The organism is Microbacterium sp. PM5 (genome assembly GCF_003293595.1).
Lineage (GTDB): Bacteria > Actinomycetota > Actinomycetes > Actinomycetales > Microbacteriaceae > Microbacterium.
On sequence record NZ_CP022162.1, the window covers coordinates 525330 to 543332 of the forward strand.

The following is an 18003-nucleotide window of genomic DNA, read 5'->3' on the forward strand; positions in this document are numbered from 1 at the left end:
GTCGTCGGGGCGGTCTCGGCCTCGGTCGCGCGCAGCCCGGGTCAGGCCGGCGCGTCGGCCGCGTGCGGGGCCGCCGGGCGCGCCGGCAGTCGTACCTCGAACTCGGTGTGTCCCGGTTCGCTGTTGACGGAGATCGTGCCGTGGTGCGCGGTGACGATCGCCTTCGCGATCGACAGCCCCAGGCCGGTACCTCCGGTCTGGCGTGCGCGGGAGGTGTCGCCGCGCGCAAACCTCTCGAACAGCTCGCCGGCGACCACTGGATCAATGCCGGGACCGTTGTCGGTGACGCGCACGACGGCGTCGCCCTCCTCGACGGCGACGCTCGCGGTGACCGTCGTTCCTGCCGGCGTGTGCACGCGGGCGTTGGTGAGCAGGTTCGCCACGACCTGATGCAGACGCATCGTATCTCCGGCGACGACGACCGGTTCTTCGGCGGCATCCAGCTGCCATTCGTGTCCTGAGCCGGCGACCTGTGCGTCGGCGACACTGTCGACGACCACTCGCGTGAGGTCGACGGCGCCGTACACGAGTTCCTTGCCCTCGTCGAGTCGAGCCAGCAGCAGCAGGTCTTCGACGAGCGCCGTCATCCGCAGGGAGGCGGACTGGATGCGCTCCAGGCTCTGCTCCGACTGCTCGGCGCTGATCGCGACCTGGGCCGGTGTGGCCGCGTCGCCGGCGGCGTTCACGGTTCGCAGCGACCGCAGGGAAAGCTCGGAGTAGCCGCGGATCGCCGCCAGGGGAGTGCGCAGCTCGTGGCTGGCGTCGGCCACGAACGAGCGCATGCGCTCCTCGTTGCGTTGCCGGGCGGCCAGTGACACGTCGATGTGGTCGAGCAGAGTGTTCAGTGCCGCACCGACACGCCCGATCTCATCGCTCGCATCGGCTTCGGATGCCGGGACGCGCTCGGAGATGGTGACGTCGCCCGAGTCCAGCGGCTGCGCAGCGACGCGTGTCGCCGTGGCGGCGACGGCCCGAAGCGGCCGAAGGGAGTAGCGGATCACCACGGCGATGACGGCCGCCAGCAGCAGCAGCCCTCCGGTGGTGACGAGGGCGACGGTCGTCAGGATCTGCGCAATGGTCGTGTTCACGGTCGACACCGGCAGCCCGACCGCGATCGCGTAGGGACCGGCGCCGGTGGTGAACAGCCGGTAGGTGCCGATGTCGTCCACCGTCCCCGTCGCGGAGGGACCGGAGCCGAATGCGTTGGCGATCTCGAGCACCTGTGCGTCCGTCAGCGACTTCACGCTGTTGCCGTCGAGGTACGCCCCGTCGAAGCCGCTCGCCGACCTCACGATCAGCAGCACTCCGGGAGTTCGCACGCGCGCATCCTGCAGCACGGTGTACGCGGACTGCACGGTGCCGAAGTCCACCTTCTGCGAGAGCAGTTGCGCGCTGACACTGGCTGCCGCATCGCGTACCTGTGTGTCGAGCTGGCCGGACAGGATGTTGCCGAGCAGCGCGCTGGTGGCGACGCCGATCATCGCCAGAATCAGCGTGACCATGCCGACGACGGCCGCGATCAGACGCGTCTGCAGGCTCCATTGCGGTCGCCGTCGGACCTTCTTCGGCGCAGGCGCTGCGCTCACTGCGGAGCTTTGATCATGTAGCCCACGCCGCGCACCGTGTGGATGAGCGGGTCACGGCCCGCGTCGATCTTCTTCCGCAGGTAGGAGATGTACAGCTCGACCACCGAGGAACGCCCGCCGAAGTCGTAGTTCCAGACGCGGTCCAGGATCTGGGCCTTCGACACGACGCGACGCTGGTTGCGCATGAGGAAGCGCAGCAGCTCGAACTCCGTCGCCGTCAGCTCGATCTCGGTGTCGCCGCGCATGACCTCATGGGAGTCCTCGTTCAGCGTCAGCTCACCGACGCGCAGGACGGGGTCGGCGCCGCCCGCTGTCGCGGTGCCGGCGCGGCGCATCAGACCGCGCAGACGCGCGACGACCTCTTCCAGGCTGAACGGTTTGGTGACGTAGTCGTCGCCGCCGGCGGTGAGGCCCGCGACGCGGTCGGCGACGGCATCCTTCGCCGTGAGGAAGAGCACCGGCACATCATTGCCGGCGTGACGCAGTCGCTGCAGCACCGACATGCCGTCCAGGTCGGGCATCATGATGTCGAGCACCATGGCGTCGGGATCGAACTCGCGCGCCTGCGCGAGCGCGTCGAACCCCGACCCCGCCGTGCGGACCTCCCAGCCCTCCATGCGCAGCGCCATCGAGAGCAGGTCCGTGAGCATCTGCTCGTCGTCGACGACGAGGACGCGAAGGGCCGACCCGTCTGGGCGGTGCAGGACAGGGGAGGCGGCGAGAGCGGTCATGGCTCCATTGTGCTGCCGGTGCTGTGAAGAACCTATGCGCCGCGCTATGAGCCCGCTGTGGATTGCAGCAGGCTCTGCCGAGTGGCTCATAGCCACTTCCTCAGTCGCCCTTCGATCGCGCATCGAAACCGCTCGTACGTTCGTCGCGTCGGCGCACCGAGCACCCGGGCTCGCTCGCCAGAAGGAGACGCGATGTATTGGACGTATCTGCGCCGTGAGCTGTCCGGCCGAAAGAAGCAGACCACGATCGTGGCGATCGGCCTGGCCGTCGCGGTCGCGCTGGTCATCATGGTCAACGCGCTGTCCGCGGGCGTGCGTGACGCCCAGTCGGAGGCCCTGGCCTCGGTATACGGCGTCGGCACCGACCTCACCGTCACCGGCGCGCAGGCCCAGCCCGGCTCGAACACGCGCGGTGGTCGCTTCGACTTCGAAGGCGGCGGCGGACAGACCGGCGCGGACGGGACGACCACCCTCAACCAGTCGCGCCTGGTCACCGGGTTCGGTCGCAGCACGCTGGACGCGTCGGTGCTCGATACGGTGCGCGCCGTCGACGGGGTGTCCGAGGCGACCGCTGCTCTCAGCCTCACGAACATGACCTTCAGCGGCTCGCTGCCGCAGCGCCAGTCCGGCACCGCCGAGGGCGGCGCGCAGACCGCGCCGCAAGAGGGCGAGGGCAGCCGCGGTCAGGGCGGCGAGGGCGGTGGCGGGGGATTCCAGGGGGGCTCCTTCGGCGTGGATTCCTTCAGCGTGCTCGGCGTCGACCCGGGCGCCACCGCCGCGGGGCCGTTGACGGCGGCCACCGTCAGCGGCGGACGCGCGCTCACCTCTTCTGACGCGGGTACGGATGTCGCCCTGGTCGACGCGACCTACGCGGCCAGTGCCTCTCTCGCCGTGGGCGGCACCATCGATGTGGCGGGGACGCCGTTCCAGATCGTCGGGATCGTCGCGTCCTCGTCCGCGTCCGCCGACACCGCCGCCAACGTCTACATTCCGCTCGATGTCGCACAGAAGCTCTCCGGCGCGGGCGACGTCGTCTCCACGGTGTACGTGCAGGCCAGCTCGAGCGATCGCATCGCCGCGATCCAGTCCGCGCTCAAGGCCGCCCTCCCCACGGCGACCGTCAGCTCGCAGTCGGACCTTGCCTCGACCGTCTCGGGCTCGCTCGCCAGCGCGAGCTCGCTGATCACGAACCTGGGCACGTGGCTGTCGATCATCGTCCTCGTGGTGGCCGTCGCTCTCGCGGTCCTTTTCACGATCTCGGGTATCTCCCGACGCACCCGTGAGCTGGGCACGCTGAAGGCCATCGGGTGGTCCAACGCGCGTGTGGTCGGCCAGGTGGCGGGGGAGTCCGTGGTCCAGGCCCTCATCGGCGGTGTCATCGGCGTGGCGCTCGGCCTCATCGGCGCGCTGATCATCAACATCATCGCCCCCACGGTGTCGGCCTCCGCGGGCGCGACCGCCGGCCGAGGTCCGGGCGGGGGTGGTCGCGGCGGGGGAAGCGGGTTCGGCGGTCAGCTGGCGCAGACGACAACAGAGATCGCCCTGCACGCGCCGCTGTCGCTCTGGATCGTCGGGCTCGCTCTCGTGCTCGCCGTCCTCGGCGGACTGATCGCCGGCGTGTTCGGTGGCTGGCGTGCCGCCCGTCTCAGCCCCGCAGAAGCACTACGGGCGGTCTCGTGAGCACCCCGGCCGCCCCCACCGACATCCACCATCTCGAAGGAATGACCGACATGACCGTGATCGATGACACCATCGCTACCGCTGCGCCGACCGCGGCGGGAGCGGCCTATCGCTTGACGTCCGTGACGAAGACCTACCGTCAGAAGGGCAGGGAGGTGAAGGCCTTGACGGGGGTCGACCTGCAGATCGAGGCAGGAGAGTTCGCGACGATCCAGGGTCCCACGGGTGGGGGCAAGTCGACCCTGCTTCAGATGCTCGGCGCGCTCGACGTCCCGACCAGCGGATCGGTGCTGCTCGGCGACACCGATCTCGCGGCGGCATCCGCGACGGACCTGCAGAAGGTGCGCGCGCACGAGATCGGCTTCGTGTTCCAGGCCTTCAATCTCATTCCCACGCTCACCGCGGCGGAGAACGTCGCCATGGGGTTGGAACCGCTGCGTCTGGACGGTGCCGACCGTCACACCCGTGTCGAGGAGGCGCTCGCGCACGTCGGCCTCTCCGATCGCGGCAGCCACCGTCCGGGGGAGCTCTCCGGCGGGCAGCAGCAGCGGGTGGCGATCGCGCGGGCCATCGCCAAGCGCCCGCGCGTGCTGCTGGCGGATGAGCCGACGGGGAATCTGGATGAGTCGATGCGCGACGAGATCCTTGTGGTGCTCGAACGTCTCTCCGCCGAGGGGCTGACCCTCGTCGTCGTCACCCATGACTCGGCCGTCGCGCGCCGCGCCCGTCGCCGGCTGCGGCTCGACAAGGGCGCCGTCACCGACATCACGGCATGAGAGCGGTGAGGAGCGGGGCCGCCCGGCGGGCCTAGGGTTGCTCTCATGGCTCAGCCCCAGTGCGTCGTCTACGACGGCGGCATCGCCCACCCCACCGACGCGGCACCGGCCGACGCGCTCGCCGAGGCGCGTCGGCGGGGCGGAATGCTCTGGGTCGGGCTGACCTCCCCGAGCGACGAGGAGGTGAGCGCGCTCGCCGAGGTGCTCCAGCTGGAGCGGCTCGGCGTCGCGACGGCGCTGCGCACCCATCAGCGTTCGAAGCTCGAGCGCTTCGGCGACCACCTGTTCGTGGTCGTCCAGCCCTCCCAGTACGACGAGCCGACCGAGACGGTGCAGTGCCGCGAAGTCGACCTCTTCGTCGGCCCCGACTTCTTCGTCGCCATCTCCGGCGACGGCGCGGTCGACATCGATCGCCTGCGAACGCTGCTCGACGAGCATCCCGACATCGCCGCGCGCGGGCCCCTGGGCGTGCTCTGGGGAACCTTCGAGTACGTCACGCGGGCGTACCGGGCCGTCATGGACGAGATCGAGCACGACATCGACGAGATCGAGGAGCAGCTCTTCGCCGAAGACGAGGGCGTCTCCCGTCGCATCTTCGCCCTGCAGCGCGAAGTCATCGACCTGCGCCATGCGACGGCTCCGCTGCCGGCGATGATGGACCGCCTGGAGCACTACGTGAGTACACGGATGCCGAGTGGTGAGGCCCCCGGATATCGGGAGATCGCCGATCGTGCCCGCTACATCGATGCGCGAGTCGCGGCGTTTCGCGAAACCCTCGACAATGCGCTGACGATCCACGCGACGATCGTCGACCAGCGACGCAACGACCAGATGAGCGAGATGACGCGCACGAGCATCGAGCAGAACGATCAGGTCAAGAAGATCTCGTCCTGGGCCGCCATCGGCTTCGCGCCGACGCTCGTCGCCGGCATCTACGGCATGAACTTCCACGACATGCCCGAACTGTCATGGCCGTGGGGGTACCCCTTCGCCATCGCGCTCATGGCGGCTGTCAGCACGGGGCTGTATCTGGTCTTCAAGAAGAAGGACTGGATCTAGGCCTTTCGACTCGCGGCTGAGCAGAGCGCGTCGAAACGCGCCTGCTCAGCCGCGTCGCCGACGGTCAGTGGGTGTCTTCGGCCTCGACCTCGGTGCGGTCGCCCGACCACAGCGTGTGGAAGGTGCCGTCCTTGTCGATGCGCTTGTAGGTGTGCGCACCGAAGAAGTCGCGCTGGCCCTGGATCAGGGCGGCGGGCAGGCGCCGCGCGCGCAGTCCGTCGTAGTACGCCAGCGACGACGAGAAAGCGGGAGCGGGGATGCCGGCGGCGGCAGCCAGCGCGACGATGTTGCGCCACGCGTCCTGTGCGCGCGTCAGCGCGTCGACGAAGTACGGCGCCGTCAGCAGAACGGCAAGGTCCGGCTCGGCTTCGTACGCGTCGGCGATCCGGTTGAGGAACTGGGCGCGGATGATGCAGCCGGCGCGCCAGATCTTGCTGACCGCGCCGAGGTCGATCGACCAGTCGTAGTGCGCGGCGCCGGCGCGGATCTCGTCGAATCCCTGCGAGTACGCGACGATCTTCGACGCGTAGAGGGCCAGCCGCACCTGCTCGATGAAGGCGTCCGCGTCGGCGCCGGTGAGGTGCTCGCCGGTCGAGTCGTCGGGACCGGGCAGTGCGCCGGAGATGGAACGCTGCTCGGGGTGGCTCGACAGCGATCGCGCGAACACGGCCTCGGCGATGCCCGAGACGGGAACTCCCAGGTCGATCGCGGTCTGCACGGTCCACCCGCCGGTGCCCTTCGCGCCGGCCTGGTCGAGGATGACATCGACCAGCGGCGCGCCGGTCTCGGCGTCGACCTGGCGCAGCACCTCGGCGGTGATCTCGATCAGGTAGCTCTCCAGCTCGCCCGTGTTCCACTCGGCGAAGACATCGGCGATCTCGGCGGGCGACTTGCCCGTGGCGCGACGGATGAGGTCGTAGGCCTCCGCGATCAGCTGCATGTCGGCGTACTCGATGCCGTTGTGTACCATCTTCACGAAGTGGCCGGCACCGTCGTGTCCGATGTGGGTGACGCAGGGCTCGCCTTCGGCGACCGCTGCGATCGAGCGCAGGATGGGACCGAGCGTGACCCAGGCCTCGTCGGGGCCGCCGGGCATGAGCGACGGGCCGAGGAGCGCGCCCTCCTCACCGCCGGAGACACCCATGCCCACGAAATTGAAGCCGCGCTCTCGCACGGCCTTCTCTCGACGGATGGTGTCCGTGAACAGCGCGTTTCCGCCGTCGATGATGATGTCGCCGGGCTCGAAGACGTTCATCAGCTCATCGATGACGGCGTCGGTGGGGCCGCCCGCCTTGACCATGATGAGTGCCGTGCGCGGCTTCTGCAGGCTGGCGGCGAACTCCTCGTAGGAGAAGGCGGGAACGAAGCCGGCCTCGGGGTGCTCCGCGATGAGCTCGTCGGTCTTCGAGCGCGAACGGTTGTACACCGCGACGGTGTTGCCCTCGCGCGACGCCAGATTGCGGGCCAGGTTCGAGCCCATCACCGCGAGTCCGACGACTCCGATGTTGGCCGTGGGCGACACGGGCGTGGTGGTCTCGGCAGCGGTCTGTTCGGGCACGTCGAACTCCTCAGGGTCGGTCGGGGATTCCGTTCTCAGCGTAGTCCGCCCCGGGTGCGGCGGGCGTCGGATGACGCTGCGCCGTCAGTCGCCGCGTGACCGAGATATCACGCTCGCCGAGTCCCGCAGTCATGATCTCGTCGAAGACCGCGCGCAACGCGGGCAACAGGGCGGTCGTGGTGTGTGTGGATGCCGCGACGTCGGCGGCGAAGCCCAGATCCTTCACCATGTAGGCGGCGGCGCCCGATGGGCTGTCGTCACCGGCGACGAGGCGGTCCTTGCGGCTGCGCAGCAGGTTCGAGCCCGCATAGCCGCCCGCCAGCAGCGACCACAGGGCGTCGAGGTCGAGCCCCGAGCGTGCGGCCAGTTCGGTGGCCTCGCCGAGGGCGACGATGGTCGCGGCCACGACGAGCTGATTGCAGGCCTTCGCCACCTCTCCGGCACCGAGCGGGCCGAGGTGGACGGGAGTGCCGCAGGGGGAGAGGATGCGCGCGGCCAGCGCGGCGTCGGCATCCGCTCCGCCGAGCATGATCGACAGCGTCCCCGCGCTCGCCCCGTCGACGCCCCCCGAGACCGGGCAGTCCACGACGCGCACACGACCCCCGCTCTGCCGGTCGAGCCGTTCGGCGATCGTGCGCACGCCCGTGGGCGAAGAGGTCGACCCGATCAGCAGCAGCAGGTCCCCGGCGCCGGCGAGCAGGCCGTCATCGCCGTCGAGGATCTTCTCCAGGTCCGGCAGGTCGGGGAGCATGACGAGTACGGCGTCGCTGTGCGCAGCCAGCTCTGCGGGTGTGTCCACGGGACTCGCGCCGAGCTCGACGAGATCGGGCCGCGGCGACCGTGACCAGATCGCGAGACGCCCGCGGGCGCGGATGAGATGGCGAGCCATCGGCGTGCCCATGGCACCGGTGCCGATCATTCCGAGGCGGACGTCCTCGGCCGCAAGAGACGATGTCATGACGACACTCTAGACAGGATCCAACCGGATGAACAGCGTTCAGTAATGTGGACGTGCGGTAGAGTAGTCGCGGATCACATCCACCCGATGGAGGGAAACGAATGTCGGATCACGCCGTCCGCTCGCTGCGCGCCGTCGCCGCCGTACCGCTGCGGGAGGAGCTCTGTCGGCTGATCGAGCGGCTCGAACCGCGCGTCGAGATGGTCCGCGAGCCCGACCTCCTTCCTCCGATGCGCGGCCCGGCCGACTGGTCGGGCGACCCCGCTTTTCGGCGTACTCCCGCCGAGCAGCGCCGCTTCGAGGAGCTCGTCGACTCGGCAGACGCCCTCTTCGGCATTCCGGATGTCGACCCGGCGGCGCTCGCGCGCACGGTGGCGGCCAATCCGCGGCTGCGGTGGGTCATGACCACGGCAGCCGGAGGCGGCGCACAGGTGCGGGAGGCGGGTCTTGCGCCCGAGGCGCTCCAGCGCGTCGTCTTCTCGACGAGCGCGGGCGTCCACGGGGGAGCGCTCGCCGAGTTCGCGGTGTTCGGCGTGCTCGCCGGAGCGAAAGACCTGCCGCGGCTGCGCGCCGACCAGGACTCGCGCACGTGGCCCCTGCGGTGGCAGATGCGCCAGCTCGACGAGATGACCGTGCTCATCGTCGGGCTCGGCGGCATCGGGTCGGCCTGTGCGCGGCGCTTCGCCGCTCTCGGCGCGACGGTGTGGGGCACGACGCGTTCGGGGGAACCGGTCGAGGCCGTGGACCGCCTCGTGCCTCTCGAGGAGCTGCCGTCGGTGATCGCCGAGGTGGATGCGGTCGTGGTGACGCTGCCGGGCACGACGCAGACGCACCATCTCATCGGCGCGGCCCTGCTGTCGAGGGCGCGTCCGGGCCTGATCCTCGCCAGCGTCGGACGCGGCAGCGTCATCGACGAGGCGGCACTGCTGCGGGCTCTCGACGACGGCACCGTCTCCTTCGCCGCGCTGGATGTCTTCGAGGTGGAGCCGCTCGCGCAGGACTCGCCGCTGTGGTCGCATCCCCGCGTCCTGGTGAGTCCGCACACGGCGGCCCTGGACAGTCGGGAGGAAGAGCGGATCGCGCGGCGGTTCGCCGCCGACGCGACGCGACTGCTCGATGGCGCCGCGTTGCACGCTGTTGTCGATACGGTCGAGTTCTACTGACATCGGCGCACGGCGGCGTGCGTCGTGAAGGAGGATCATGACCGACGACCTCGACGACCGTGCCACACGCGACCCCGCTCCCGCCGTCACTCGCGGCATCCGGCTGCTCGAACTCCTCGCGGAGGCGAGGCGGCCGCTCACGCTGACCGAGATCGCGGCGGCGCTGGGTCTTGCCAAGTCCTCGACCGCGAACCTGTGCCTGGCGCTGGAAGCGGCCCGCATGATCGAGCGGGGTGCGCAGGGGTATCGCCTCGGCCTGCGCACGGCAGAGCTCGGGGGAGCCTTCGCCGCGCAGTTCAACCAGGTGCGCGAGTTCTACGGCGTGTGCGATGCGTCGCCGATCCTCGCGGGCGAGCTCGTGCAGGTCGCGATCCTCGACGGGGCCGATGCGCTCTACATCGCCCGGCACGAGGGGTCGCGTGCGGTGCGCATCGGCACGCCGCTCGGCTCCCGCCTTCCGGCGGCGTTGAGTGCGACCGGGCGGGCGATGCTGTCCACGCTCTCGGATGCCGAGGTGACCGAACTCGTGGGCGCCGATGCCGTCTTCCCGTCGGTCGCCGATGCGGCGGCGCGCGATCTCACGGGGCTGCTGCGGCGTCTGGCCGACGTGCGCGAGCGCGGCTGGGCGCTGGATGCCGAGGAGTCGCTGCCCGGAATCGTCGGGGTGGCCGTGCCCTTGGAGGGCTGGGCGCCCGGCGATCCGCAGCTGGCCCTGGGTGTGGGGCTGCCCGCGACCGAAGCCGACCAGCGGCGGATCGCGGCCGTGGCGGCGGCACTCAACGAGGCCGCGCGACAGCTCACGAACCCTTTCAGTGCGGCCGCCCGCCGCGACTGAGCGCCGCAGCGGCGCGGGTCAGGCCCTCGCGCGCCGGCGCATGAATCCAACATATTGAACATCGTCCACTGGGTTGATACTCTGATCGCACACGCGGCCGTGCCGTGCCGATCAAAGGAGATGGCAGTGACAGACCTTCGACCCCCGGTGGACACCACCTCGGACGACCCCGAATACGCCGCGAACCTGCGTCGGGCAACCCTCGCCTCCAGCATCGGCAGTGCCTTGGAGTACTTCGATTTCGCGCTGTACGGACTGTCCACCGCGCTCATCTTCAACGTGCTGTTCTTCTCCCAGGACGATCCGGCCATGGCCACGGTCGCCGCCTTCGCCACGTTCGGCGTCGGATTCGTGGCCCGTCCCTTCGGCGGCCTGTTCTTCGGCGTTCTCGGTGACCGTCTCGGGCGCAAGTGGGTGCTCGTCATCACCATCCTGCTCATGGGAGGCGCCTCCACCGCGATCGGGCTGCTGCCCACGTACGCGCAGATCGGGCTGTGGGCGCCGGCGCTGCTGGTGCTCATGCGCCTGCTGCAGGGCTTCGGCGCCGGAGCCGAGCAGGCCGGTGCCACCGTGCTGATGGCGGAGTACGCCCCCGTGCGGCGACGCGGCTTCTTCTCCGCGCTGCCCTTCATCGGCATCCAGGCGGGTACGCTCCTGGCCGCGGTGGTCTTCAGCCTGATCACGCTCCTGCCGGAGGATCAGCTGCTCTCGTGGGGCTGGCGGGTGCCGTTCCTGTGCTCGTTCGCCCTCATCCTGGTCGCGCTGTTCATCCGCATGCGCCTGCGCGAGACGCCGACGTTCGTGGAACTCGAGAAGCACGAGCAGATCAGTGATCGACCGGTTCGCGAGATCTTCGGTCATGGACTGCCGGGTGTCATCGTCGGCATCGGTCTGCGCATGGCCGAGAACGGCGGCTCTTACATGCTGAACACGCTCGCGCTGACCTTCTTCGTCGCCGTTGCGGGATCCGGCGCCGACAAGAGCCTGCTCACGTGGGGCGTCACTCTCGGCTCGCTGCTGGGCATCTTCACGGTGCCGCTGTCCGGTGCCCTGTCGGATCGCTGGGGGCGTCGGACGGTCTACCGGATGGGCGCGCTGTTCCTGCTGGTGTACTCGTTCCCCGCGTGGTGGCTGCTGACGCTCGGCAACCATGCGATCGCGATCGCGGTCATCGCGATCGGCATCGGATTCGGAGTCAACGTCATGCTCGGTCCGCAGTGCGCCCTGCTGCCGGAGATGTTCGGCAACCGGCACCGCTACCTCGGGGTGGCCATGGCCCGTGAGCTGTCGGCGGTGCTCGCCGGCGGACTTGCCGGTGTGCTGGGCGCGTATCTGATCGCGGTGAGCGGCGGCAACTGGGTTCTGCTGGGTATCTACATGGCGACCCTTGCCCTGATCACGACGGCCGCGACGTTCCTCGTGCCCGAGACCCTCCGGCGCGACCTCACACGCACCGACGACGCGGTGAAGGTGTCGCGCGACGAGGCCGGCGAGGGCGTGTCGTCGACCACGGTGACCATCCGGACGGTGCGCTGGTGATGCGCGCCGACGACGGCGGAGGGCCGTCGTGCTGATCGGGCGGGCGCTCGTCGACGGGAGGGCTGTGGACGTGCGGTGGAGCCCCGACGGCCCGGTGCCGATCTCGGTGCCCGATGACGGCGATGACATCGCGTGCGGTGGGCACGACATCGCGGGGCCGCGCGCCGACGCCGAGCTGATCGCCCCCGCGGCACCTGTCGTCCTCGTCGGGATCGCACAGAACGGGCCGCGTCATCCGGCTCCCGTCCAGGCCTGGTTGAAGAGCCCGCGCACGATCGTTCCGTCCGGGCGCACCGTGCGGCTGCGACGCGATGCCGGGCAGAGCGTCGCCGAGGGCGAGATCGCCGTCGTGATCGGCCGGGACTGCACGGAGCTGACGGCGGCGACGGCCGAGCGGTTCGTGCGGGGCGTGACCGCCGTCAACGATCTCTCCAGCCCCGATCGCACCGTCATCGACGTCCGCAACTTCGAATCGAAGTCGGGGGTGGGATACACGCCCCTCGGGCCGTGGATCGACACGGCCGCGGACATCGATCGCGTCGCGCTCGGCCTCGAGATCGACGGTGCGGTGGTGGCGCAGACGGATGCCGCGGCGCTGCCGGTATCGATCCGCGACTGTCTCGCCTACGTCGCGTCATGGACGCCGCTCGGGCCCGGTGACGTGGTGATGACGGGAGCGCCGTTCAGTGCCGCTGCGGTCCAGCCGGGCCACCGCATCGACGTGATCGTCGGCGGTGTGCGGCTGACCACGCCGACCTCGTGAGCGGGCTCGTCCGTGCCTCACGCGTGGGCGACCTCGCCGGACACGAGTCGGAGGTGCTCGCGCGCGGACGCCTCGGCGCTCGCTCCATCGCGGCGGACGATCGCCTGCGCGGTGGCCACGTGCGCCTCCAGCGTGCCCACCCGCGGCAGGCTCGGCGTGAGGCCGCGCACCGCTCGGCCCCGCAGGATCTCGGCGATCGGTTCGCTGAGCTTGCCGAACAGCGGATTGCCGCCGGCGCGCAGAAGAAGCGAGTGATAGGCGATGTCGGCTTCGAGATACTCCTCGGTGTCGCCGAGCCCCTGCGCGCCGAGCTCGTTGAGGCGGGTCGCGTGCGCGAGGAGGTGCTCACGTTGGGCGTCGTCGGCGCGCTCGGCCGCGAGACGGGCGGCGATCGGCTCCACGGCGGCCCGCAGCTCGGTGAGCTCTCGAAGGACGTCGTTGCGCCGGGGGCCGTCCAGAGTCCACTCGATGACGGTGGCGTCGAGGCTGTCCCATTCCTCCCGCGGGCGCACCACGAGTCCCACGCGGCGCCGGGAACGCAGCAGCCCGTGCGCCTCGAGCACGCGGACGGCTTCGCGGACGACGGTACGGGAGGCGGAGAACTCCTCCTCGAGATCGGCGACGGTCATTCCCGACCCGGGGGCGAGCGCGCCGCCGGCGATGCGTCGGCCGAGGGTCTCCACGATATGCGCGTGCGACGCGGTCGAGGCGGTGGTGGGCATCGGTGTCCTTCTGTCAGGGGACACGCTACCGGGACATGGCGTCCGGTGACCCGAGGCAAGGGAAAAAAGTACGACGATTCGCTTGCAATAAGTAGTACTTTTGTGAAACGGTGGTCCCGCCGCCGGGAACGACCCCGGCGCATGGACGATTCATCGGAGAAGCCCCCATGCAAGATTGGACGCAGACGCTCGGCGCCGTCCCGCTGCTGCTCATCGCAGCAGGCGCCATCGCGCTCATCCTCATCCTCATCATCTGGGCGCGCATGCACGCGTTCCTCGTGCTCGTGCTCGTTTCGCTCCTCACGGCACTGGCGACCGGCATCCCGATCGACGGAGTCGGCAAGGTCCTCATCGACAGCTTCAGCGGCACTGTCGGCGCCGTCGCCCTTCTGGTCGGATTGGGCGCGATGCTGGGAGCGCTGGTGGAGACCTCCGGCGGTGCACGCGTGCTCGCGGAGAAGATGGTGTCCGTCTTCGGTGAGAAGCGGGCCGCGTTCGCACTCGGTGTGGCCTCGCTCATCATGGGATTCCCGATGTTCTTCGACGCGGGACTCATCGTGATGCTCCCGGTGATCTTCGCCGTCGGACGACGCATCGGCGGCAAGCACATGCTCCTGTACGGCATCAGTGCCGCCGCCGCGTTCTCGGTCATGCACGTCTTCGTGCCGCCGCACCCCGGCCCCATCACGGCCAGCGAGACGTACGGGGCCAATCTCGGGCTCGTCCTCCTCATCGGTATCGTCGTCGCGCTGCCGACGTGGTACCTCACCGGCTACCTGTGGGCGAAGTTCACCGACAAGCGCATCCCGCTTGCGATCGTCGACCTCTTCGGCGGCCGCGACGTCGAGCCCACTAACCCGCCGAAGGCCGGCACCGTCATCGGGGTGCTCGCGATCCCGCTCGTGCTGATCCTGCTCAACACGGGCATGTCCGCGCTCGTGTCCGCCGGGGCCGTGGACGGCGCGCTCGTCTGGGTGCAGGCGCTGCGCCTGATCGGCACCAGTCAGATCGCCCTGCTCATCTCCGTGCTCGTAGCCCTGTTCGTGCTGGGCACCCGCCGCGGCGTGCACGGCACGGCGCTGGAGAAGATCGTCGACTCCGCCCTCGGGCCGATCTGCTCCGTCGTGCTCATCACGGGCGCCGGTGGCATGTTCGGCGGCGTGCTGCGGGCGTCGGGCATCGGCTCGGCGCTCTCGGACTCGCTGTCCTCGATCGGCATTCCGGTGATCTTCGCCGCCTACCTCATCGCGGTCGTCCTGCGCGTCGCACAGGGCTCGGCCACGGTGGCCCTGGTCACGGCGGCGGGCCTGGTCTCGCCCGCGGTGCTCGCAGCCGGCTTCAGCCCCCTGCAGGTGGCGTGCGTCGTTCTCGCCACCGCCGCCGGCTCCGTGTTCGCCGGGCATGTCAACGACTCCGGCTTCTGGCTGGTCGGTCGCCTCATGGGCATGGACGTGAAGACCACGCTGAAGACATGGACGGTTCAGCAGGCCCTCGAGTCGGTCGTCGGCTTCGCCTTCGTGCTCATCATCTTCGGGGCGGTGTCCCTTGTCTGATCTGTTCGACCTCAGCGGGCGTACCGCCCTCGTCACCGGATCTTCGCGGGGGCTCGGACAGAGCCTGGCGGCGGGCCTGGTCGATGCGGGCGCGCGCGTGATCGTCCATGGGCGCAGCCGCGAGGGTGTCGCCGACAGTGCCGCCCTGCTGGCCGATCGGACGGGCGTGCGCGTCGAGACCGTCGTCTTCGATGTGACGGATGCCGCGGCCGTCGAGGCCGCGATCGCCGAGCTCGTCGCGCGCGTGGGCGTTCCCGACATCCTCGTCAACAACGCCGGCATCCAGCGTCGAGCGCCGTTCGCCGAGTTCTCGGTCGCGGACTGGGACCAGGTGATCGCCACCAACCTGTCCAGCGCGTTCTACGTGTCGCGCTTCGTCGTGCCGGGGATGATCGCGCGCGGCTCGGGGAAGATCATCAACATCGCGTCGGTGCAGTCCGCGCTCGCGCGGCAGACGATCGCCCCCTACTCGGCGAGCAAGGGCGGCATCGCGCAGCTGTCGCGCGGCATGGCTGCCGATCTGGCGCGCCACGGCATCCAGGTGAACACGCTCTCGCCCGGCTACTTCGCCACCGAGATGAACGCTGCCCTCGTCGCCGACGAGGACTTCACCGCCTGGGTCGTCCAGCGCACCCCGGCTGGTCGGTGGGGGCGGGTCGAGGAGCTGCGCGGCCCCCTGACCTTCCTCGCCTCGGCGGCGAGCGACTTCGTGAGCGGACAGAACCTGTTCGTCGACGGCGGCATGACCGCGGTCGTGTGATCGAGAGGAGCAACCATGGATGCGGTCGTGATCAGAGGACGCCAGAACGTGGCGGTCGAGAAGCTCGGCGTGCCGCCGTGCGCCCCCGGGCAGGTACGGCTGCGAGTCGGCTACGTCGGCATCTGCGGCTCTGACCTGCACTACTACTTCGACGGCGCGAACGGGGCGTTCGTGGTCACCGAGCCTCTCATCCCGGGGCACGAACTCGCCGGCTGGATCGACGACGATCCCTCCGGCACCTGGGCGCCGGGCACGCCCGTCACGGTGCACCCGGCGCGCTTCGGGAGCTGCGTGCCCGCCATCGCTGAGGCGCCGCACCTGTGGCCCGGGGGTTCGTACCTCGGCAGCGCCTCGACGACGCCGCATACGCAGGGGGCGATGGCAGATCGCCTCGTCGTCGACGCGGCGATGGTGCGGGTACTGCCCGACTCCCTGTCGGTGCGGCGTGCGACGCTGGCGGAGCCGCTGGCCGTGGCCCTGCATGGCGTCGGTCGCTCCGGGAGTGTCGACGGCGCGCGGGTGCTGGTGTGCGGCGCCGGTCCGATCGGGCTTCTCGCCGTCGTCGCCGCGCAGGCCCGCGGCGCTGCCGTCGTCGACGTCAGCGATCTGCTGCCCGAGGCGTTGGAGCGCGCGGCTGCGCTCGGCGCCGATCGCACGTGGCGCGCGGGAAGCGATGAGGTGCCCGGCGAGGCCTACGACGTGGTGCTGGAGTGCTCGGGCGCGGCGGCCGCCGTCAGCACCGCCCTCTCCGCGGTGCGTCGGCGCGGCGTCGTCGTGCAGATCGGCATGCTGCCGAACGAGCCCCGTCCGATCAACCTCGCCCCCTTGGTCGCCAAGGAGGCGACGCTCACCGGCGCGTTCCGCTTTCTCGACGAGATGGAGGAGGCGATCGCTCTCCTGGACGCGCAGCCCGCCGTGGAGAGCGTCATCACCCACGAGTTCGCGCCCGCCGACGCCGTCACGGCGTTCGAGACCGCTCGTGACTCGGCATCCAGCGCCAAGGTGATCGTGGCCATGGCGTCCGCGCGAGAGGCGGAGCAGTGAGCATGCCCTCCCGTGCGCCGCGCATCGTCGTGATGGGCCCGAGTGGCTCGGGCAAGACCGCCGTCGGGGCCGCGCTCGCCGTCGACTTCGGCGTCGACTTCGTGGATGCCGACGACCTGCACCCCGCGCAGAACGTCGCCAAGATGGAGTCGGGCGTGCCGCTGGACGATGACGACCGACGGCCCTGGCTCGACGTCGTCGGACGGCGCCTGGCGTCTTCACCGGGGCTGGTCATGGCCTGTTCCGCTCTCGCCCGTCGCTATCGCGATCGCATCCGCGAGGCCGCACCCGACACGCGGTTCGTCGAACTCGTCGTCTCGCGTGCCGAGCTCGACCGTCGGATGCGTTCGCGCCAGCATTTCATGCCGGTCGCCCTCCTGGAGTCGCAGTTGGCGACGCTCGAGCATCTCGGTGCCGACGAGGACGGGGTCGCCGTCGAGAACATCGGGGGCATCATCGAGGTCGCCGCCCGCGCGCGCGCCGCTCTGGATCAGGCCGAGCGCCGATAGGCAGACGGGCGGCGACGAGAAGGCGGGGTACGCTCGCATCGCGGGGCGCAGTCGCCGGTCCCCGCGGCAGCGGAGGTGAAGATGGCGCGGGTCGTGTTGATGGGGTCGTCGGATGCCGCGGTCGAGCTCACCGGAGCGGCGCTCGCCGCGCGACTGCGCGCCCGCTACATCGACGGCGACGAGTTGCGCCCGCCCGCCCGCCGGCGTCGCCGCCGCGCTGAGACGACGCCCGCAGCGTCCGATGCCGAGATCTGGTTGGACGCGCTGCGCCTCGTTCTCGTGGAGGCGGCGACCGTCGTGGTGAGCACGGGACCGCTCACGCGCGCGGCGCGTGATGCCGTCCGCGCGCGCGTGCGCGACGTCGTCTTCGTCGAGCTGGTCGGCCGCGAGAGTGTCGGCGAGCCGCTCACGCAGGACGAGGCGGGATTCCGCGTGGCCGCGGGGGCCGATCTGCAGATCGTCGTCGATCGGGTCGCCGATCTGCTGACGGGGCGCTGACATCCACGACACTCGCGGATGCGGGCGACGGGATCAGTCCTTGCGGTAGCCCGAGCGCCCGAGCGTGAAGAGGGCGCCGACGACGGCGACGGTCGCTCCCACCGACATCAGTCCGATGATCCACAGGAGTGCGTGCGACATCCAGCCGTAGTCCATGGGTTCCTCCGGAGTGAGAGACGGGTGGGCGCGGGCTCGGCCGCGCGAGGGCACCCGTGCGGGCACCGTCTCCATCGTAGCGGCGTCGCTGGTAGAGTGGAGTCCTCCCTCGG

Annotated in this window: 18 protein-coding genes; 12 read left to right on the plus strand and 6 right to left on the minus strand. The window is 70.2% G+C overall.

Annotation, left to right across the window (positions count from 1 at the left end):
- Window positions 1-41: 41 nt before the first annotated feature.
- Entirely contained in the window at window positions 42-1586 is a 1545-nt protein-coding gene (locus CEP17_RS02520; RefSeq protein ID WP_036315177.1) for an ATP-binding protein, read from the minus strand.
- Window positions 1583-2317 (minus strand): response regulator transcription factor, encoded by a 735-nt coding sequence (locus CEP17_RS02525; RefSeq protein WP_016464648.1) that lies wholly within the window; start codon window positions 2315-2317, stop codon window positions 1583-1585. The genes CEP17_RS02520 and CEP17_RS02525 overlap by 4 nt, the downstream gene beginning before the upstream one ends.
- A gap of 192 nt (window positions 2318-2509) precedes the next feature.
- Here CEP17_RS02525 and CEP17_RS02530 point away from each other — a divergent pair, with 192 nt between their 5' ends.
- Genes CEP17_RS02530 through CEP17_RS02540 form a run of 3 tightly spaced genes read left to right on the plus strand, consistent with a single transcriptional unit; the run spans window position 2510 to window position 5832 of the window.
- Entirely contained in the window at window positions 2510-3997 is a 1488-nt protein-coding gene (locus tag CEP17_RS02530; protein ID WP_112931143.1) for an ABC transporter permease, read from the plus strand.
- Between the two features lie 50 nt (window positions 3998-4047).
- A complete protein-coding gene (locus tag CEP17_RS02535) occupies window positions 4048-4773 on the plus strand; it encodes an ABC transporter ATP-binding protein (protein ID WP_051039404.1) in 726 nt (241 codons plus the stop codon).
- 45 nt (window positions 4774-4818) lie between these two features.
- On the plus strand, window positions 4819-5832 hold the full coding sequence (locus CEP17_RS02540; RefSeq protein ID WP_036315184.1) for a magnesium and cobalt transport protein CorA: 1014 nt from the start codon (window positions 4819-4821) through the stop codon (window positions 5830-5832).
- A 64-nt stretch (window positions 5833-5896) separates the two neighbouring features.
- Here the strand turns inward: CEP17_RS02540 and gndA are convergent, their stop codons facing one another.
- The gene (gene gndA / locus CEP17_RS02545) at window positions 5897-7390 is read right to left on the minus strand and encodes an NADP-dependent phosphogluconate dehydrogenase (RefSeq protein ID WP_112931144.1); all 1494 of its coding nucleotides are present in this window, start codon (window positions 7388-7390) and stop codon (window positions 5897-5899) included.
- Between the two features lie 10 nt (window positions 7391-7400).
- Window positions 7401-8348: an NAD(P)-dependent oxidoreductase gene (locus CEP17_RS02550; RefSeq protein ID WP_112931145.1), complete on the minus strand. Its 948-nt coding sequence runs from the start codon at window positions 8346-8348 to the stop codon at window positions 7401-7403.
- A 101-nt stretch (window positions 8349-8449) separates the two neighbouring features.
- Here CEP17_RS02550 and CEP17_RS02555 point away from each other — a divergent pair, with 101 nt between their 5' ends.
- From CEP17_RS02555 to CEP17_RS02570, 4 genes are all read left to right on the plus strand, one after another.
- Window positions 8450-9511, plus strand: coding sequence for a D-2-hydroxyacid dehydrogenase (locus CEP17_RS02555; protein ID WP_112931146.1), 1062 nt, complete (start codon window positions 8450-8452; stop codon window positions 9509-9511).
- Window positions 9512-9548: 37 nt separating this feature from the next.
- Window positions 9549-10346 (plus strand): IclR family transcriptional regulator, encoded by a 798-nt coding sequence (locus CEP17_RS02560; protein WP_112931147.1) that lies wholly within the window; start codon window positions 9549-9551, stop codon window positions 10344-10346.
- A gap of 120 nt (window positions 10347-10466) precedes the next feature.
- Window positions 10467-11885, plus strand: a complete 1419-nt coding sequence (locus tag CEP17_RS02565) for an MFS transporter (RefSeq protein ID WP_036315196.1) — start codon at window positions 10467-10469, stop codon at window positions 11883-11885.
- A gap of 28 nt (window positions 11886-11913) precedes the next feature.
- A complete protein-coding gene (locus tag CEP17_RS02570) occupies window positions 11914-12648 on the plus strand; it encodes a fumarylacetoacetate hydrolase family protein (protein WP_112931148.1) in 735 nt (244 codons plus the stop codon).
- Between the two features lie 17 nt (window positions 12649-12665).
- Here CEP17_RS02570 and CEP17_RS02575 read toward each other — a convergent pair whose 3' ends face one another.
- Window positions 12666-13370 (minus strand): FCD domain-containing protein, encoded by a 705-nt coding sequence (locus CEP17_RS02575; protein ID WP_036315202.1) that lies wholly within the window; start codon window positions 13368-13370, stop codon window positions 12666-12668.
- Window positions 13371-13537: 167 nt separating this feature from the next.
- Here CEP17_RS02575 and CEP17_RS02580 point away from each other — a divergent pair, with 167 nt between their 5' ends.
- The 5 genes from CEP17_RS02580 to CEP17_RS02600 all read left to right on the plus strand — a co-directional run bounded on the left by CEP17_RS02580 (window position 13538) and on the right by CEP17_RS02600 (window position 17734).
- Window positions 13538-14923, plus strand: a complete 1386-nt coding sequence (locus CEP17_RS02580; RefSeq protein WP_112931149.1) for a GntP family permease — start codon at window positions 13538-13540, stop codon at window positions 14921-14923.
- The gene (locus CEP17_RS02585) at window positions 14916-15683 is read left to right on the plus strand and encodes an SDR family oxidoreductase (RefSeq protein ID WP_112931150.1); all 768 of its coding nucleotides are present in this window, start codon (window positions 14916-14918) and stop codon (window positions 15681-15683) included. Before CEP17_RS02580 ends, CEP17_RS02585 begins: the two co-directional genes overlap by 8 nt.
- Before the next feature lie 15 nt (window positions 15684-15698).
- The gene (locus CEP17_RS02590) at window positions 15699-16727 is read left to right on the plus strand and encodes a zinc-binding dehydrogenase (RefSeq protein WP_112931151.1); all 1029 of its coding nucleotides are present in this window, start codon (window positions 15699-15701) and stop codon (window positions 16725-16727) included.
- Between the two features lie 2 nt (window positions 16728-16729).
- The gene (locus tag CEP17_RS02595) at window positions 16730-17236 is read left to right on the plus strand and encodes a gluconokinase (protein WP_036315212.1); all 507 of its coding nucleotides are present in this window, start codon (window positions 16730-16732) and stop codon (window positions 17234-17236) included.
- An 81-nt stretch (window positions 17237-17317) separates the two neighbouring features.
- Entirely contained in the window at window positions 17318-17734 is a 417-nt protein-coding gene (locus CEP17_RS02600) for a shikimate kinase (protein ID WP_112931152.1), read from the plus strand.
- A gap of 33 nt (window positions 17735-17767) precedes the next feature.
- Here the strand turns inward: CEP17_RS02600 and CEP17_RS15060 are convergent, their stop codons facing one another.
- Complete coding sequence (locus tag CEP17_RS15060; RefSeq protein WP_162722368.1) at window positions 17768-17956, minus strand: hypothetical protein; 189 nt, start codon at window positions 17954-17956, stop codon at window positions 17768-17770.
- Window positions 17957-18003 lie beyond the last annotated feature (47 nt).

Coding starts and splice junctions, on each gene's coding strand:
- CEP17_RS02525 (WP_016464648.1), bottom strand. CDS start 2,317: ATGACCGCTCTCGCCGCCTCCCCTGTCCTGCACCGCCCAGACGGGTCG.
- CEP17_RS02530 (WP_112931143.1), top strand. CDS start 2,510: ATGTATTGGACGTATCTGCGCCGTGAGCTGTCCGGCCGAAAGAAGCAG.
- CEP17_RS02535 (WP_051039404.1), top strand. CDS start 4,048: ATGACCGTGATCGATGACACCATCGCTACCGCTGCGCCGACCGCGGCG.
- CEP17_RS02540 (WP_036315184.1), top strand. CDS start 4,819: ATGGCTCAGCCCCAGTGCGTCGTCTACGACGGCGGCATCGCCCACCCC.
- CEP17_RS02550 (WP_112931145.1), bottom strand. CDS start 8,348: ATGACATCGTCTCTTGCGGCCGAGGACGTCCGCCTCGGAATGATCGGC.
- CEP17_RS02555 (WP_112931146.1), top strand. CDS start 8,450: ATGTCGGATCACGCCGTCCGCTCGCTGCGCGCCGTCGCCGCCGTACCG.
- CEP17_RS02560 (WP_112931147.1), top strand. CDS start 9,549: ATGACCGACGACCTCGACGACCGTGCCACACGCGACCCCGCTCCCGCC.
- CEP17_RS02565 (WP_036315196.1), top strand. CDS start 10,467: ATGGCAGTGACAGACCTTCGACCCCCGGTGGACACCACCTCGGACGAC.
- CEP17_RS02575 (WP_036315202.1), bottom strand. CDS start 13,370: ATGCCCACCACCGCCTCGACCGCGTCGCACGCGCATATCGTGGAGACC.
- CEP17_RS02580 (WP_112931149.1), top strand. CDS start 13,538: ATGCAAGATTGGACGCAGACGCTCGGCGCCGTCCCGCTGCTGCTCATC.
- CEP17_RS02590 (WP_112931151.1), top strand. CDS start 15,699: ATGGATGCGGTCGTGATCAGAGGACGCCAGAACGTGGCGGTCGAGAAG.
- CEP17_RS02595 (WP_036315212.1), top strand. CDS start 16,730: ATGCCCTCCCGTGCGCCGCGCATCGTCGTGATGGGCCCGAGTGGCTCG.
- CEP17_RS02600 (WP_112931152.1), top strand. CDS start 17,318: ATGGCGCGGGTCGTGTTGATGGGGTCGTCGGATGCCGCGGTCGAGCTC.